Raw genomic sequence first — 13,006 nt, 5'->3', positions numbered from 1 at the left:
TCCTCGAACTTAATATCAGAGCCTTCTATGACCATGGTTATAGTTATGGTTTCAACATCTATCTCTGTCACTGTGATATTAACTCCATCTACGCCATCTAGGTTTGCAAGTTCCTCGGCTACATCTATTATAGTTGGGCCTTTAATCGGTTTAAGTACGTCTAAAACGATTCTTCTGAGTGGTGCAGTCACGTGTTCATCACCGCAGGGTTTCCCCGGGATTTCCACTGTTTCCCACTCGGCTATAAAGGTTTCACTATATACCGCTAGCCTTCCGCTATATCCTTTGTAAAGTAATCATAGAACGGTATAACTATGCCTGGAATCGTTATGAATGCAAATACCAGGTAGATTATAGGAGAGATATCCATGTATAATCCGAGTCGCGCCCCGTTCATGGTTAGGCTACCAGTTATTTCACCGCCATTCATGAAGTAGAGCAGTATAAAGAACCCGAATATACTTGAGAGCGCTCTTAGTAGTGGATGATAAATAGTACCCTTTAATCCTACTGCAGCACTGGAGAGGCCTAGGAAGAATAATGCAAGTCCCGCCAGCTGACTGCTCGTTAGAACGGGTAGTTCAGAGTTCATTTGAGAGGTTAAGTATGAGAATACTACAGGTATAATGTAAACATAAATTAATACATAGTAGATCATTCCAAGAAATCCGCTTATAACGGATTTCGCGATCCTTTTCGAAATGGAGGTTTCCTCCAAGCCTAGGTTCACCCACCTTCCGGTTTGTAGGTTATTCTAAATGGGTATAATCCATCGACTTTCCCGCTCAAAATCATTTCCCTGAGAGTTGGTTTGCTCGTTCCATTGGTTTCATTCTTAGGGAACGTAAGTATGAGTGTGGAGTTCCTCGTCAAGACACTGGCAGTAGCGGACTTTTTAAACACATGGTCATTTGACCCTAGGATTGTTGTGAAGTTTACATCAGTTAGCTTAATAGAACCGTTATATGTGAGTAACACGACAAACATATCATTCTCTTCCTGTACACTAGCATTTAGTATAGTAGGGTTCTCTAGGGCTTCCTTTATGAGTAGGGCTAGTGGGGTTGTAATCATGGCTAGCAGTACTAGTCCCACTATTACAATGGCTGCGTGAGCTACATTCAATCCTGCTTGTCCTCCTGGCGTTCCTCCTTTATAATAGGTATGGAGTATTTGATTAGTATTGATCCCGCGGCTAGCGCTAGACCCAAATAGGCCAGCTTGAACAGTAGCTGAATGAGTAATCCGCTGCTGGATGTTATGGCTTGCATTACGTTACTCGAGTTGGATAGGTTTACATTCACATTACTGTATTCTTGGTATGCTTTAGCGAACACTATCAAAACAAGGATCACGCCTATAACGAGTAGCGTAACACCCATTCCCTGGTTTAACTTTGTTTTCAAGGCGATTCACCTCTATACTAGTAGATTTTAATATATGAACAATGGATTATTTATATTGATAATCCCACATCTTTCCCTCCTGTATAGTAATCATGGGTGAGAAGTTTGGAAGCTAACTGGATACACTTACAATTCACAGACCTTCAAGGAGTCCTCAGGCAGGTAATCATTACAAGGGATCACTTGAAGCCGGAAGTCTTCCAGGATGGCATAAGCAAGCTGGACGGCAGCAGTGTTTACGGGTTCAAACCTATAGAGAACAGTGACCTAGTTCTCAAACCACTAAAGGATACTGAAGCAATCATTCCATGGACTGAAGAGCCAAGTGTTAGGTATATAACACAGGTATATGAGCCGGGCGGCAAAAGATTATCAACCGACCCTAGATTCGTCGCAGAGAACCTCGAGGAATACCTAAGATCACAGGGGATGAAGGCATATGCTGGAAGCGAGATAGAGTTCTTTATAGTGAACGAGTTCTACCTAGATATGAGTCCTGACGCAATGGGTTTCGAGATAACCTCAGAGGAGTCAATAGAGAACGCTTCAACAGGAATAGCTGAGAAAGCAGGCTACTACCTCCCAGGCCCCCAGGACGATCTTAGACGAGTGAGGAACGAGATACTAAGCGCCCTTAAAGAAATGGGTGTAACCTCAACAGTCCATCACCACGAGGTCGCTAGCTTCGGGCAAAGCGAGATAAACCTAAAACACTATGAGCCTAGCAAGGCTGCGGACGCTATAGTCACGGCGAAATATGTAATAAGGAATATCTCAGTAATTAACGGATTAACTGCTGTGCTAATGCCAAAGGTCTTCTACAATGACAATGGCAGTGGAATGCATATACATATGAGTCTCTGGAGTGGGGAAAGGAACTTGTTCCATGATCCTTCGAACCCTGAGGGAATAAGTGAGATGGCAAGATACTTCATAGGAGGGGTAATAGAGCACCTCGAATCTGTGGCTGCATTTACGAACCCGACTGTCAACAGTTACAGGAGGCTGATCCCCGGGTATGAGGCCCCTATATACGGTGTATGGGGAGTTTCAAACAGGAGTGCAATGATTAGAATACCGCGACCTCCTAAACCTGACGAGAAATTCCTTAGACTAGAGTTCAGGCAGCCGGATGCAACTGCAAACCCCTACCTAGCCGTATCAGCCCTGGTAATGGCAGGCCTAGACGGTGTAAAGAGGAAGATTGACCCGGGAGGCCAGTTTACTGGAAACGTTTATCACCTAACAGAGGCTGAAAGGAGGAGAATGGGTATAAAAACAATGCCGCCAAGCTTGGCACATGCAATAGAAGCCTTGGAGAGTGACAGTGATTTCCTGAAGCCGATATTTCCCAGCGAGTTAATAGAGACCTACATAGATTTGAAGTGGATAGAGTTCAAGGAACTCCAGAAATACCCAAGCCCAGCAGAGTTCGCCAAGTACTTCAATCTTTAACCTTTTAACTCCACACCACTCCCAATACATCCCTCATTTGCCCGTTTCTAACTAGTTTCTCATATGTCCTCCAAATTCTCTTAAAATTCACATGCTTAACGTTGAAGCCTTTCTCCTCAAGGTATCTGAGAACCTCCTCAGGGAACAAGATAGGATCCACATTGTATGTTAATGCAATAGTCTTCACAGCTTCCATTATATCCTTCTGAGAGGGATACTGTCGTCTTCTATGCTCTTGCCTAGGTTTCTCTTCCTCTTCAACAACCTCCTCTATTAAATCTTCAGGAACATCATAAATGTCTTCCTCACTCAAGGTAAGACACCATCCTTCATTCTAACTGTTAACCAGAAAACCATTTACTCCTCATATTACTACTATGACCGTAGCATTATTTTTATCATTATCCTGAAACAATCATAATGTTCCTAGGCTATGCGGGAGCTCCCAAGAATTCTCGAGCCCTGGCAGGTTTCAGGTTGTGAAGCGGTGGTCCTCCCGGATCCCTCATCAACCAGTATTTCCCTCGGCGTTATGTTACTCTAGTGTATCTGTTTTTGGTTGTGCGACAATTTTTTAAGGAAGATATTACATTCTGTTGGATATGGTGTCCAACAATGGGTAAGCCTTCGGCCATGACACTTACAGCCCTAGTAATAGTCCTAGTCATAATAGCAGCAGAATTCGCTGTACTAGACAATAGGCTAAACAGCCTGCAAGCTCTCATAGAAGGCCAGAACAATAAGTTGGGAAGCATAAATAAAACACTAAGCCAACAGCAACAGCAGATACAAGAGCAAGGAAAAGCAATCAGTAACATAGGGAGCAAAGTCTCCCAGCAGAACTCCGAGATGCGGGGGATAAACCAGACAATACTAGGTGTAAAGCAGTCTGTTGATACCAATATAAAGCTACTACAGGAAAGACTGAATAACACTGAGAGAGAAATAGCTGGCATAAAACAGCAAGTGGAAACACTTTCAGCGGCAGTTAACAAGATTACTGGATACCCGCGCACAGTAGTTGACTTCGCAGGACAGACAGTCATAATACCTGCGCAACCGGAGAGGATTATCAGTCTAGCCCCGAGCATAACGGAGATAATATTCGCCCTAGGCCAACAGGACAAGCTCGTCGGGGTTGATGAATATAGTAATTACCCGCCGCAACTCTCGGGCTTAGAGAAGTCTGGTAAGATACAAATTGTTGGAGGGTTCTCAAACCCTAATTACGAGAAGATTGTCTCCCTAAAGCCGGACGTTGTATTCACAGTACAGGGAGTACAGCTCCAAATAGCTCATAGGCTCCGCAACCTAGGCCTCAAAGTGGTAGTTCTAGGAACTAAAGATATGAACGACATAGTATCATCGGTCATACTAATAGGCAAAGTATTAGGAGTAGATGATACATCCCTCAAACTAGCAGAAGGTGTAACAGGCGACATAGAAAACCTAGCAACAATATCCAATAGTTTTAACACCACACCAACTGTAGGCATTATAGTTTGGAATAATCCATTATTCGTAGTAGGACAACAAAGCTTTATAACGAGTCTAATAGAATTAGCTGGAGGAGAAAATGCATTTTACAACTACACCCAAGCATACCCGATGATAAGCCCTGAAGACCTTTTGAACGCCAACCCAGACATAATAATATTCACAGAAGGAAGCGGAGTATCAAACTACACTAATGCACTAGCATGGCTAAAATCAATACCCGGAGGAACCAGCCTCAAAGCAGTACAGGCAGGAAAGATATATGTGCTCCACGGAACATACAGCGACATGCTGGTAAGACCTGGAATACGATCCCCTACAGCTGGAATACTTTTGCTAGCAATAATACACCTAGAAACAGGTAGCAACATACCCCACGACGTATCACCGTCGACGTGGAACCTCACAGACTATGCGAGCCACCTGGAATCAACATATAACGTAACTTTCCCACTATTCCTATCCTAGAAAGGGATAACAAGTCTTGGTAAAACATAAGCCATATAACCCTATTTTTCAATACAAGAAAATCCTAGCCTTAATCCTACTTGTAACCCTACTCTTATTCATTGGAGAAGTATACTTAGGCCCAAGCCACTATAGTCCAAGCCAAGTAACAAACGCACTACTCCACAAAACAGGGACAGTGTCAATAGTAGTCTGGGACATCAGAATCCCCCGGGCAATAGGTGCAATACTAACAGGCTTAATACTGGGAATGAGTGGGCTACTCCTCCAAGTAGCACTCAGAAACCCTCTAGCGGAACCATACCTCCTCGGAGTCTCAGGCGGAGCAACACTCGGAGTAATAATATCACTAGCAATCCTCCCAACACTAGGTTACATAGCAATGAACATAGCTGGCTTCATAGGTGCAATACTGGCAGTAAGCCTAGTCATACTTGTAGGGGAATTAACAGGATATAATGTATACGCAGTCATACTAGCCGGGGTAGCAGTGGGTGGGATGACAGGGAGCCTAGCACTAGTAATCTTCATAACAACACTACAGGGAGGCCGGCAGCTGGGGATGCTGTGGATGTACGGTACACTGAGCCTAGTCGGCTGGAGTGAAGCCATCCAACTCCTAGTCCCAACGGCCCTAACTTTACTCTACATAGCCCTCTACTATAAGCAGTTAAACCTACTACTCCTCGGCGACGAGCAAGCCATGAGCATGGGAGTAAACCCACGCTCCGCCCGGAGGGGTATGATAATAGTTTCAACAATAACCGTTGGAATGCTCACAACATACACGGGGCCAATAGGCTTCATCGGGCTAATGAGCCCTCATATAGCTAGAATGCTAGTGGGAAGCGAAGTGAAACGGCTCTCAATACTAACAATGCCTGTAGCGATAAGCCTGACACTGCTAGCAGACATCATGGCGAGAAACCTTCTTCCAAGTGGCCAGGAAGCACCGCTAGGATCAATGACAGCGCTACTAGGAGTACCGTTCTTCCTATACCTACTCTCGAGGAGGCCAGCGGAAACATGAAGCTAACAGTGGAAGATATTACCCTCGAAATAAACCATAAGAGAATACTGGAAAACGTAAACCTAGAAGCGACACTGGGAACACCTCACAGTATAATAGGGCCGAACGGCTCCGGTAAAACCAGCCTCCTCAGAGTGATAACAGGAATATACAAGCCTACAAAAGGCAAAGTACTAATGGAGGGCACACTGGATCCTAGGAGGTCAATTTACTATTTACCCGCGGAACCAGGAGTCTTCCCTGGGCTCAAGGTAATCGACTACCTGCAAATAGCCCTAGGGCTAAAAGGCCTCTACGGAGAAACCGGTATAACGAGAGTCCTGGATATACTAGAGGAATTCCAAGCAGACAACCACCTCTACAGGGACCTCTCAACCTTAAGCAGTGGGGAAAGAAGGCTAGTATACCTAGCCGCGGCAGCAGCTTCGGACAGGAGAATAATCCTAATAGATGAACCTACAAGCCACCTAGACCTCAAATGGACGGTAACAGCAATGAACCTACTAACGAGCAGGCTACAAGATAAAATTTTCATATTCACAACACATGACGTAAACATAGCATCAGCATTCTCCAAGCAAACATCAGTCATCTCAAACGGCAAAGTATATGCCACGGGGAAACCCGAGGAGGTATACTCGAGGGAACTCCTACGCAGAATATACGATGTAGACCTAGTGGAGTTCACAGACCCTGAAGGCAGGAGATTCTATGTACCATCAACCTAAAACCTAATCTTATCATAGATATTCCCAAGTTCCCGGTAAATAGCAAACCACTGGTATCCCAGTTCAGTTAGGGCATATACCCTGGACACTGGATTGTAAGAGAGAAGCCCATGCTTTACCAGGTCCCCAACTATAGGTCTAGCCCTATCATACGGTAAGTTACTCTTCAATGCTAGATGAGAAAGTTTCAATGGGCCGTCAATAGCTGCTTTTAATATGCTGGCTATTATATCATGTCTACACCTGTTGGCCAAGTATCCTCCCTTATACTCACAATTTGTTAGATTCAATAATTAAAGCATAATGCCAATTAGAAAACGGTGTCCAAATCTTGAGTGAAATGAAGGTAGGAGGATCAGTCTCCCTAGGAGGTCCAATAGAATTCGAAAACATTGACGTGGGAGGCTCCCTCAAAGTAAAAGGAGACCTGACAGTGAGAGGCGAGTTCAAAACAGGAGGCTCAGCAGATATAGAGGGCAGCTTAAAAACTAGGTCAGGAAAAATAGGCGGTACTATAGTTGTCCAGGGGAAACTGAATGCAAGAGAGTTTACAATAGGTGGATCAGGGAAGATAGGCAAGGGGGTAATAGGAGAACTAATTGTAGGGGGCTCCTTAATAGCGGGTAGACTATATGTTGGAGAGGCTAGAATAAGCGGTAACTATACTGGCGTTATAATAGGGGAAACAGTCATAGTGGAAAAGAAAACAAAAATCAGAGGCACAGTTATTGCCGAGAAACTAGTAGCGAAGAGGAACTCGGAAGTGGAGGAAGCGTATGTTATAGAAGCAGAACTAGAGCGTGGAGCAGAAGTAAACAAGCTGCACTGCGTCAAGTGTATACTAGGGAAAAAATCATGGGTCGGACTACTAAGATACAAGGATTCCTACGAAGATGAAGGCAGTGAAATAGACGGAGTGGAAGGAATCGATGTAATACAAGAACTAAAAGTACTCGAGGAACTGGAGGATAAGTTAAATAAGATATCATAACAGGTAAGGAAGAAGGATGTTACTTCCTAACAATTCACAAGTTCATCTATTGTTTCAGGCATTATCGTGTCGCTAGGAACCCGGCCTTCCACCTTTCTCACTGCTATGTAGGTTTTTGTTACTTGATATTTCTCTGGAAGTAGCTTGCTAGCTTTTTCCCTTGTTAAGAACCGTAATTTCCCTATTTCTTTAGGCGTAAGCTTGCTCCATTTAACCTCTGTTATTATGGCCTTCCCCTCTTTCGGGTTAATGAGGGCAATATCTACTTCTTCGTTTCTATGAACTAGTCTACCCACCCGCATGTATCCTTTAGGTGCATACTTCCTTGTAAGATAGGTTTTCACAAGTGTTTCCCATGTTTTGGAAGTATGGATATCTATGTTAGAAAGCACATAGTTTAACGCTTGTTTCTCTAGCCCTAATTCCACTAGGGATTCTACGGGTTCTATAAGACTATACCATGTTCTCAGTATGGGATCTCTTATTCTGTATACTCCTTTCTTCCGGAAAACAGGTATGTCACGCTCAACAAATTCCAGGTATTCGAGAACATGCAGAGCTTTGTTAGCTAGTCCGGGGGTAATGCCTGTTACCTGCGATATTTTACCCGGGGTATTGTACCCCTTCGCAAGGGCTGAGAGTATGGCATTGTATGTTGCTGGTTCCCTGAATTCCTCTCTTAGCAGTAAATCCTTCTCATGGCTTAACGGTGAATCCCGATTTACCAACATTTGAACTGCTTGTTTCAGTGTTTTCGCCCTAGCTAATAGACAAGTATAATATGGTATTCCTCCTACCAAGCTATATAACCTCACTCTGTCCTCAGGCCTGTAGTGGGGGATAAAACACTTCAAATACTCGTAAGACAAGGATTTGAGCATTATTCTATTCGTAGACCTCGCATACAGAGGACTACCTCCTCCCAGGATTTCATCCTTCAATACTCCAAGAAGGCTTCCAGTGAGTATTAGAAGAGTCTTTGTATTGGTAAGCACTTGGTCTACATATTCCTGTATTTCGCTCAAAACGATAGGATCCGATTTAACCCAATATGTAATCTCATCTATTACTATTACATCGACGTTTAACCTGGAAAGTAAGGATAGTAGTATTGATAGTCTATCAGGCCTGACCCCCTTTAGACTAGGATCTCCTAGTTGCTCCGATGCCACCTGGGCCATAAGTGATATATTGTATTTGTGGCTGGCTAACTGTGAGAGATAATAAACGTTCTTGACTTTATGTGACTTAATCCACTCCTGTACGAGCCTCGTCTTGCCTGTTCTCCTCCTACCGTATATTACTATGAATTCTGGGCGTCTCCTATAGGCTTGGTTAAGAACAGATAACTCGTCTTTTCTATCTACGAAACGGCATAGCAAGATGAACACCAAACTACTGTACTTTAAAGTACTGTACTTTAAAGTATATAAGTTTCAGAGAACATTCATGACACTAAACGAGGGAATAGATTCGGAAGCGATATTCTAATTAGGACAACTGTGTAAGAGTGTCTATGTGCTGGATAAGCCTAAACGGTAGGAGGACGTATCCCTCGCCGCCCTCCAATAACAAGTAACTGCCCCAGTAATCAACCAGCCTGAAAACCCCCTCAGGAGGCTCCTTCAACACTGGAGCACGAACCCACAACTCCTCATATCGGGGCCTAACAGTGAGGAACTCCGGTTTAACAGTCAACCCCAGAGACTTAACCACACCATACAGCAGTGGAAGCCTCTTCTCCGGGTTATGCTCCAACACGGTCTTAGGATCAGTCCTCTTGGTCAGCTGCTGAATATTATGATGCTGGCTAAGATTCATCTCAAGCTCACGTGACTCAACAAGCCCAAGCCCCCTCGATAGGATGGAAGCAACAACATGCGGCTGCTCGGCAATCCTATCCTCAAGCCTCCAGCTCCTCGATACACCTGTCTTATACTTCTCCAACCCACGGTCAACCAGGTACAGCCCCATGGGGATCTTAATCTTCTCCTCAACCTTCCTGCAAGCCTCCAAAGCATACTCGCCGCCTGTACCGACGCACCGGTCATATAAAGCCCTGTAAGTCCTACTATGCTTCAAACAATAACCTCCCTTAGTGTCCGCGGTAACATTACAATACCTCCTCTCCAGAACATTATCCCTCCTATCCAAAGACCCTGTATGCCACCTACAGTAAGCCCTACCGCCAACAGTCAACCTAACCCTGCTCCCGGACTCTACCAGGTAAACACCCTCCTCCCCAGGATCCTGGGCGACAAGGCCCTCGAACACTATATCATAAATCTCCAAGTCAACAGTGCCACCAGGCTCGCCTAGGAAGGCCTCAAGCCCAGTAGTAGTGCTGGCCTTAACGGTCTCCCTATGCTTAAGCTCCTTCCTAGCGAGCCGCGGTATAGCCAAACCCTTTCATCTCCCCAAGATAATATACTTGTCACCGGTGGCATATATTTTATAACCCCGCGAGTTCAAATAATCTGAAACGAGAGCCAACAAGGGATCCCCCGGTAGCTCAGCGGCAGAGCGCCCGGCTGTAGTGAGACACCCAGAGGGGCGCAGAAACCGGGTGGTCGGGGGTTCAACTCCCCTCCGGGGGACCACACCACATCCTACACCGGTAGAGAAACAAAAAATACCTCCAAACAAGAAACCCATAACCAAACAATCCACGTGGGACTAAGAATTGCATGACAAAATAGCAGTAATAGACTTCGGCGGCCAATACGCCCACCTCATAGCGAGGAGAATAAGGGAACACGGAGTCCTCGCAGAAATCCACAAGCCAGACAACACAATAGACCTAGGAGGCTACAAGGGATACATCCTAAGCGGAGGACCCGGAAGCGTATACCAGACAAGCCACACATCAATAGTAGCCTGTATCCTGGAAACAGGCCGCCCAGTCCTAGGAATCTGTTACGGCCACCAACTACTAGCAGAAACACTAGGAGGCCACGTCGAGAAATCACCCAACCCCGAATTCGGGCCAGTAACCCTCGAAATCCACGGAATCCACCCAATCCTAGAAGGCATACCCCGTAAACTCAGAGTATGGATGAGCCACAACGATGCAGTAACACACCCACCCCCAGGAGCCACGGTCCACGCCTCCACACCAGGAAGCCCAGTAGCAATGTTCACCATGGGAGACAACATAATCGGAGTACAATGGCACCCCGAGGTAACACACACCCAAGCAGGCATGCAGCTCCTAGACAACTACATCAAACTAACCAAAGCAAAGAGAACATGGACACTCACCAACATACTACTGGAAATCAAGAACTACATCAAAAACCACCTACCCCCACACGCAACCGCGATCGCGGCAGTAAGCGGGGGAATAGACAGCAGCCTAGCAACATACCTAGCACAAAAACACTCCCAAGCAAAAATAATCCCAGTATTCATAGACACCGGCCTACTACCAATGGGAGAACGGGAAACAGCACTCAAACACCTAGAAACAATAGGCATACACCCGGAAATCATAGAAGCAGAAAACCATTTCCTACAAGCACTCCAAGACAAAGCAGACCCGGAGGAAAAGCGTAGAGTAACAGGGGAAATATACAGCCAACTACTCCACGAGAAAGCCGTGGAACACAACGCCACACACCTAATACAAGGAACAATCTATCCGGACATAATCGAGTCCGGAGCCAGCAAAGGAGCAGACAAGATAAAAACACACCACAACGTCGGAGGACTCACAGTAACAGATCTCCACATCGTAGAACCACTCAGAAACCTATACAAAGACGAAGTCCGCAGAATAGCCAAAAACCAAGGATTCCCCAAAGAGCTCATAGAGAAAAAACCAATACCAGGCCCAGGACTAGCAGTCCGAATAGAAGGACCAATAACCAAGCAAAAAATACAGCTACTACGAAAAGCAGACCAAATACTCAGGGAAACAATCGAGAAACACAACCTACACAAAAACCTATGGCAATACTTCGCCATACTACCAAACACAAAAGCAACAGGAGTAAAAGGAGACAAACGAGCCTACGGACCAGTAATAATCCTCAGGATAGTAGAAAGCAAAGACGCCATGACAGCAGACATACCAGAAATACCATACCCCATACTCAGGGAAATAGCCCACAAAATAACAAGCCAACTACCACAAGTAACACGAGTACTATACGACATAACAACAAAACCACCAGCAACAATAGAATGGGAATAATTAAAACCAGGATCAGGCTTGGTGGAACAATTTTCAGCATGTATTAATGTTGCGTACCTCTCTCAACAAATTCTCGGGACAGGATCACCTTCCGGTGGTTCGAGGAACCTCTTACCCCCGATCTCGGTTTCCAATACCACTTTCCCCCTATAATCATCCGTTACCTCCCCTATAATAGCAGAATCTTTCCCCTTTTCCAGCTTCTTCATGGCATCCAAAGCTTCTTCCGCGTACTCCCTTTCTATGATAAATACTACTTTCCCCTCATTTGCCACATCATAAGGGCTTATCCCGAGCATTTCACTAGCAGCCCTAACTTCTGGCTTAATGGGTATAGCTTCTTCTTTTACTATTATTCCTACATTACTCTTAGATGCAATCTCGTTGAGGCAATTACTTAAACCAGCTCTTGTAGGATCTTTCATCGCATGAATGTTTTCCCATCCTATTCTGTTTGCTACAACTTCAACCACATCCCATATAGGTGCTACATCGCTCTTTAGCTCTGTTTCAAAGGAGATACCCTCCCTATGACTCATTAATGCAATTCCATGATCACCTATGGTGCCATTTATAATGACAATGTCACCAATTTTTGCCCCCGAGTCCCTGATAGGTTTTTCAGCTAACCCTATGCCTGCTGTAATAACGTACAAGCCTATTTTTTCTTCAACGACTTTGGTATCTCCAGTTATAATTGGAACGGGAACCTCCTTTGAAGTTTTATTCATGGATTCAAGGATCTTTTCTACAACCCTAATTTCAAGGCCCTCTTGGATTATCATGGAGTTTGAGAGGGCAACGGGTTTTCCACCCATTACCGCTAAATCATTGACAGTGCCACTAACAGCTAGCCTGCCTATATCTCCGCCTGGAAAGAATAATGGTTTAACTGTATGGCCGTCGATTGTAAAAACTAAATACTTGTCTCCTAGGGGAATAGTCGCCCCGTCATCGAGCTCGTCGAGCCCTATTCCCCCCGAGTTTTTTAATTCTATTTTATTCAATATTACGTTTCTAATGAATTCATCCATGACTACTCCGCCGGCCCCGTGCTCCATCTTAATTTCCTTGTCTAACAACGCCATACCACCACACAAGGTCTATTGTGGGGGGAGGATTTAGATATTGGTTACTGTAAAGGATAGCTGGGCTAAATCATATCCTTCCGGAGGAAGCCATTGTGATAAAGTCCGCCGAGAACTAGTTGACCTATACTGATTCCATTGTCCCCTC

The 13,006-nt window shown here is 44.9% G+C and carries 15 protein-coding genes and 1 tRNA gene; 7 read left to right on the top strand and 9 right to left on the bottom strand.

What is annotated here, in order from left to right:
- The 4 genes from F7B60_06305 to F7B60_06290 form a co-directional block, all read right to left on the bottom strand.
- Nucleotides 1–191: DUF211 domain-containing protein (locus F7B60_06305; GenBank protein ID MCE4615120.1), on the bottom strand; the 191-nt coding region annotated here is incomplete at its 3' end.
- Between the two features lie 74 nt (nt 192–265).
- Complete coding sequence (locus tag F7B60_06300) at nt 266–718, bottom strand: hypothetical protein (protein MCE4615119.1); 453 nt, start codon at nt 716–718, stop codon at nt 266–268.
- A gap of 8 nt (nt 719–726) precedes the next feature.
- Nucleotides 727–1,125, bottom strand: a complete 399-nt coding sequence (locus tag F7B60_06295) for a hypothetical protein (protein MCE4615118.1) — start codon at nt 1,123–1,125, stop codon at nt 727–729.
- Nucleotides 1,122–1,406 carry a hypothetical protein gene (locus F7B60_06290; GenBank protein MCE4615117.1) on the bottom strand — a complete coding sequence of 95 codons (285 nt, stop codon included), beginning with the start codon at nt 1,404–1,406 and terminating at the stop codon, nt 1,122–1,124. The genes F7B60_06295 and F7B60_06290 overlap by 4 nt, the downstream gene beginning before the upstream one ends.
- A 105-nt stretch (nt 1,407–1,511) precedes the next feature.
- Between F7B60_06290 and glnA the strand changes: the two genes are divergently transcribed.
- Nucleotides 1,512–2,861 carry a type I glutamate--ammonia ligase gene (gene glnA, locus F7B60_06285; GenBank protein MCE4615116.1) on the top strand — a complete coding sequence of 450 codons (1,350 nt, stop codon included), beginning with the start codon at nt 1,512–1,514 and terminating at the stop codon, nt 2,859–2,861.
- Between the two features lie 4 nt (nt 2,862–2,865).
- On the opposite strand, the gene F7B60_06280 is transcribed toward glnA, so the two are convergent.
- Nucleotides 2,866–3,174 (bottom strand): hypothetical protein, encoded by a 309-nt coding sequence (locus tag F7B60_06280; protein MCE4615115.1) that lies wholly within the window; start codon nt 3,172–3,174, stop codon nt 2,866–2,868.
- Nucleotides 3,175–3,476: 302 nt separating this feature from the next.
- On the opposite strand from F7B60_06280, the gene F7B60_06275 reads away from it, so the two are divergent.
- The 3 genes from F7B60_06275 to F7B60_06265 are packed head-to-tail and all read left to right on the top strand — an operon-like array spanning nt 3,477 to nt 6,584.
- The gene (locus F7B60_06275) at nt 3,477–4,826 is read left to right on the top strand and encodes a helical backbone metal receptor (protein MCE4615114.1); all 1,350 of its coding nucleotides are present in this window, start codon (nt 3,477–3,479) and stop codon (nt 4,824–4,826) included.
- Nucleotides 4,827–4,842: 16 nt separating this feature from the next.
- The gene (locus F7B60_06270; protein MCE4615113.1) at nt 4,843–5,856 is read left to right on the top strand and encodes an iron ABC transporter permease; all 1,014 of its coding nucleotides are present in this window, start codon (nt 4,843–4,845) and stop codon (nt 5,854–5,856) included.
- The gene (locus F7B60_06265; GenBank protein MCE4615112.1) at nt 5,853–6,584 is read left to right on the top strand and encodes an ABC transporter ATP-binding protein; all 732 of its coding nucleotides are present in this window, start codon (nt 5,853–5,855) and stop codon (nt 6,582–6,584) included. Before F7B60_06270 ends, F7B60_06265 begins: the two co-directional genes overlap by 4 nt.
- Here the strand turns inward: F7B60_06265 and F7B60_06260 are convergent.
- Nucleotides 6,581–6,838 carry a hypothetical protein gene (locus F7B60_06260; GenBank protein MCE4615111.1) on the bottom strand — a complete coding sequence of 86 codons (258 nt, stop codon included), beginning with the start codon at nt 6,836–6,838 and terminating at the stop codon, nt 6,581–6,583. The genes F7B60_06265 and F7B60_06260 overlap by 4 nt on opposite strands.
- A gap of 77 nt (nt 6,839–6,915) precedes the next feature.
- Between F7B60_06260 and F7B60_06255 the strand changes: the two genes are divergently transcribed.
- On the top strand, nt 6,916–7,575 hold the full coding sequence (locus F7B60_06255) for a hypothetical protein (protein ID MCE4615110.1): 660 nt from the start codon (nt 6,916–6,918) through the stop codon (nt 7,573–7,575).
- 26 nt (nt 7,576–7,601) lie between these two features.
- On the opposite strand, the gene F7B60_06250 is transcribed toward F7B60_06255, so the two are convergent.
- Together F7B60_06250 and F7B60_06245 are read right to left on the bottom strand one after the other, a co-directional pair.
- Nucleotides 7,602–8,957: an ATP-binding protein gene (locus F7B60_06250; GenBank protein ID MCE4615109.1), complete on the bottom strand. Its 1,356-nt coding sequence runs from the start codon at nt 8,955–8,957 to the stop codon at nt 7,602–7,604.
- Nucleotides 8,958–9,066: 109 nt separating this feature from the next.
- The gene (locus tag F7B60_06245; protein ID MCE4615108.1) at nt 9,067–9,978 is read right to left on the bottom strand and encodes a hypothetical protein; all 912 of its coding nucleotides are present in this window, start codon (nt 9,976–9,978) and stop codon (nt 9,067–9,069) included.
- Nucleotides 9,979–10,076: 98 nt separating this feature from the next.
- Between F7B60_06245 and F7B60_06240 the strand changes: the two genes are divergently transcribed.
- Both F7B60_06240 and guaA read left to right on the top strand, forming a co-directional pair.
- A tRNA-Tyr gene (locus tag F7B60_06240) sits at nt 10,077–10,175 on the top strand.
- A gap of 83 nt (nt 10,176–10,258) precedes the next feature.
- Nucleotides 10,259–11,770, top strand: a complete 1,512-nt coding sequence (gene guaA, locus F7B60_06235; protein ID MCE4615107.1) for a glutamine-hydrolyzing GMP synthase — start codon at nt 10,259–10,261, stop codon at nt 11,768–11,770.
- 62 nt (nt 11,771–11,832) lie between these two features.
- Here guaA and hypE read toward each other — a convergent pair whose 3' ends face one another.
- Nucleotides 11,833–12,852 (bottom strand): hydrogenase expression/formation protein HypE, encoded by a 1,020-nt coding sequence (gene hypE / locus F7B60_06230; GenBank protein ID MCE4615106.1) that lies wholly within the window; start codon nt 12,850–12,852, stop codon nt 11,833–11,835.
- Nucleotides 12,853–13,006 lie beyond the last annotated feature (154 nt).

Source organism: Candidatus Tiamatella incendiivivens (assembly GCA_015522635.1).
In the GTDB taxonomy this organism is placed as follows: Archaea; Thermoproteota; Thermoprotei_A; order Sulfolobales; family Acidilobaceae; genus Tiamatella; species Tiamatella incendiivivens.
This window is presented reverse-complemented; position numbering and strand designations above follow the sequence as displayed.

What these genes read in the sequence shown, in the direction of transcription:
- F7B60_06275 (MCE4615114.1), top strand. Translation starts at nt 3,477, where the DNA reads ATGGGTAAGCCTTCGGCCATGACACTTACAGCCCTAGTAATAGTCCTA.
- F7B60_06265 (MCE4615112.1), top strand. Translation starts at nt 5,853, where the DNA reads ATGAAGCTAACAGTGGAAGATATTACCCTCGAAATAAACCATAAGAGA.